This window comes from Caenibacillus caldisaponilyticus (genome assembly GCF_002003465.1).
GTDB classification, from domain to species: domain Bacteria; phylum Bacillota; class Bacilli; order Bacillales; family Sporolactobacillaceae; genus Caenibacillus; species Caenibacillus caldisaponilyticus.
Map to the genome: position 1 here is coordinate 1 of NZ_BDDQ01000103.1, position 3,443 is coordinate 3,443.

Consider the following 3,443-nt stretch of genomic DNA (forward strand, 5'->3'; position numbering starts at 1 on the left):
ATCGTCTTTCCTCCTGTATAGCCCTGTTGTCGAATTTCGAAAAATAACTTTTCGCTATTGAACACCCCATCCTCTAACATTCGTTTTTGAAGATACTCTTTAAATGGATCTAACTTGCTTTTTCTTTGTTTTCGCTTAGATTTGGAAGGGGGATTGGGGGAGTGAATATATTTTCGAACGGTTTTCCGATCAATCCCCAACTCCCTCGCAATATCGGAAATACTCATTCCCCTTTCATACATCTCTTTGATCATAAAAAATTCCCCTCTCGTAATCACGAACCATAGCTCCTCTCATTGACACTATGGTTCTATTGTAAGTGGGGAATTTTATTCCGGCTATATTGGGGATTTTATCATCGGCTTTAACACGTTCATTGCGATGTTAATGATGATAGCAGTATTGAAGCCGCTTTTTTAGAAATTAAGAATAAAATCGGTGTGATTCATGGCCTTGTACACTCTATCTCTTTCGCAAATAAGGAAGAATTAAAAGGAGAGTACGTGAACACTTCGCGAGAAGGTTTTATTTTAGCGCAAAATTCAAGCGCCTACTCTCTTGTGGCCGTAACAAAAGCGGCAAAGGAATTAATGATCCATGGCGGGAGCATCGTGGCTCAATCCTATTTAGGAGCTGAGCGGGTCGTTAAAGGGTATAATGTCATGGGCGTAGCGAAAGCTTCATTAGAAGCAAGTGTCAAATATTTAGCTGAGGATTTAGGTAAATATAACATTAGAGTGAATGCCGTTTCGGCGGGCCCGGTCCGTACCCTTGCGGCTAAAGGTGTCTGGCTTTAATGATATCTTTTCAATCATCCAAGAAAAGGCTCCTCTAAGAAGAAATATCGATCAAGACGAAGTGGGGGACGCCACCCTATTTCTTCTTAGCGATCTTGCCCGCGGGATCACCGGAGAAATTTTGCACGTCGATGCAGGCTACCACATTTTAGGGGTATAGTCTCTCATTAAATTAAACAAAGATATGTTTTCACCGAATAGATAGGTTGTTGTTGCGATGTTTTTTCTGGGATTTAAATTCTTAAACATTTAACAAAGGTTGATCGGCCGTTGCGTACGTGACTTGTTAATAGTTCTAAGGGGAAAAGTCACCTCATAGCTCCGTTAAGCGGAGAACTTCAACTTGGCATGGAGCCTCTGCGATGATATGAAAAAACCGAAAAAATCAAGAGCTAACAGAACGATCACGCCGTTGCTCCATGTCCGTTGATCCCTTTCTTTTCGAGAAGAAAGTAATCATGTATCTCCACATTCATTAAACACGAATGGCGCTGACGGCTATTCTTCCACTTCCTTCGCCGTGTTTTTTGCACTGTTTTCCAGGCGGTCAAAGGATTTCGTTTTGAGCTTGTCAGGCGTTACCCACACATATCCTTTCCGTTTATCCGTCTCCCGTATCGCCATCTCAGTATTTTCATCAAAGTGTGCCGTCGATATTAAAAAATGTCGAAATGAGCTCTGTCGGCCTCCTCAGTATCATCATCGATAAAGCCCGCAATGTGCAAAGTCGGCAGCAAAGCCCCCCATGAAACGAAAAAATGAAATGCCTCATTCCGTTCACGAGTCACATTTTCGTAAGTAAAGAAGCCTTGCCATATCCCCGGTATCCCAGACTTGAAATTAAGGGTTCGCTTGCATCGTTTTGCCGTTTTTTGTCCAGCTACATGAGCACGAAATAAAAGGCGGCCTCCGTAATCGAAACACATGATCAACGCGTCGAGTGGTGGCCAACCTGTGAAGAATTGGGACTTGGGATCCAAAAATTTCACCGATTCGGCCGCCGCGTGATTGAATCGCCTATGCACAGCTGGGCTTCGTTAGCCGTCTTTTTAAAACTGACGCCATGTGTGGAACACCTTGTATTTCCGCGCCACAATCCGTTGGCCGAATACGGATCGATCACGCTAGGATGCAACTCAATCGGCGAGAGGCTTCGCTGCAAACGGCGTTCTTTGAGATGCTGACAGAGCCGCCAAACCTTTTCAAGTGGCGATCTGAGCGGCGGATTGAACGGCTTGTAGTATGGCGAGGTTGGCGCGTTCGTTCTTTTTCAGATAGATCCGGTTTTCCCGAGTGAAAACATGGGTGTCGGGCACCGGCCACTCCCCGCACACGTCCATGCCGACGACCGTTCTCCGTTCCAATACCTCCAAAAGGATCGCCTCCAACTGTTCCAAGGTCATATTCCCTTGATCCCAATGGGTTTTGCCGTCTCTTTCACACAACACGTCTTTGTCGATGCTGATGTAGACGTGTTCGCCGCACGCCGCGGCGATTTCGGCGGGTGTCGCGTCGGGCAACAGGCAGACTTTATCCCGTACGTCATCGGGAATGTGTTCATAAGCGGAATCGCCCGGGCCGACGACGACCGCTTTTTGCAATGGCGGAACCGTGCGGAGGGCGCGCGTTACCCATGTGCCGCACGTGAGCAAATCGTGATCTTCCATTAAATCGGTATGGTGATCGAGAAGCAGAAGGGTAAAAGGTGTCGAGATGGTTTGCATGAAGAGGTAGGTGATGTAGTGAAAATTGCCGCTGCCGATGAAAGTGATACCCGGCCGCCAGGTATGCAAAAGGCGGGCGCGGATGGCGGCCAAAGCCTCGTCGTCACAGTACAAATTTTTTCCTTGTATATCACTCAAGTCGATCCAATGGTGGGGAAAACGGAGCAGTTGTTGTTGTCGTTCATAAGAGGCATCCAGGTTTAAAACATAAATCTCGCGGTTCAACAATCCCATAACAGGCCACTTCCTTTGCATGAAGTCCTCGTACGCGGATTTGTCAACCCATCAAGATTTTCTCGGATGCACGATAGATTCGATTGCTTATTCTTCTTATTACATATTAATACATTTTTTCACTGGAATGGGGTTTGCAAGTCCGGACATCCCGTCATTCACCAAGTGGTTTTGACGTTCCCGCATCCCATGTTTTAATAGGAAATTTGGACCCGTTACGCGGGCGTTTGCGGGTAAGCCAGCAAATAAGCGGGGATCGCGTTATGAAAAGAAGCGATCGCGCGCCATCGGCATCAAAGTAACGAGAAATAACAAAACGATGATGTATAAAATTTTGTGTAAAGCATTTTGCTAGAACAAAAGAAAAAAGGTAGGGTATTCTCTGATTTGGACCACAACACATTCCAGAGAAAGGAGTACCCTACCTATGTCTAAAAGAAGTATACCGAATGTCGACTGGGCAAATCAACTGGAAAATGCCATTCGTCAGTTTGTAAAAGAAAAATTAGAACTGATTATGCGGGAAGAAATCAAAAATTTCCTCGAAATCGAACAGGCTGGAACGCCGAATATGAGAAACGGCTACTATCAGCGAAATCTAGATACACAATATGGCCGGATTGAGGGTCTTTTGGTTCCAAGAGACCGAAACGGGGAATTTCAAACACAGTTGTTTGCCCCTTACCAA

4 protein-coding genes and 1 pseudogene are annotated in these 3,443 nt (G+C 45.6%); 2 read left to right on the forward strand and 3 right to left on the reverse strand.

The annotated features are described in order from the left end of the window. A partial coding sequence (locus tag CCB157_RS16425) for a helix-turn-helix domain-containing protein (protein ID WP_143287122.1) occupies positions 1-278 on the reverse strand: 278 nt, incomplete at its 3' end. Positions 279-371: 93 nt separating this feature from the next. Here CCB157_RS16425 and CCB157_RS16430 point away from each other — a divergent pair. Then, positions 372-957, forward strand: a pseudogene (locus CCB157_RS16430) (SDR family oxidoreductase); the annotation flags it as partial. A 496-nt stretch (positions 958-1,453) separates the two neighbouring features. Here the strand turns inward: CCB157_RS16430 and CCB157_RS16435 are convergent. Both CCB157_RS16435 and CCB157_RS16440 read right to left on the reverse strand, forming a co-directional pair. Next, positions 1,454-1,786, reverse strand: a complete 333-nt coding sequence (locus CCB157_RS16435) for a hypothetical protein (RefSeq protein WP_077616894.1) — start codon at positions 1,784-1,786, stop codon at positions 1,454-1,456. A 213-nt stretch (positions 1,787-1,999) separates the two neighbouring features. Next, positions 2,000-2,755 carry an arginase family protein gene (locus CCB157_RS16440; RefSeq protein ID WP_077616895.1) on the reverse strand — a complete coding sequence of 252 codons (756 nt, stop codon included), beginning with the start codon at positions 2,753-2,755 and terminating at the stop codon, positions 2,000-2,002. 427 nt (positions 2,756-3,182) lie between these two features. Between CCB157_RS16440 and CCB157_RS16450 the strand changes: the two genes are divergently transcribed. After that, positions 3,183-3,443: transposase (locus CCB157_RS16450; protein ID WP_193432326.1), on the forward strand; the 261-nt coding region annotated here is incomplete at its 3' end.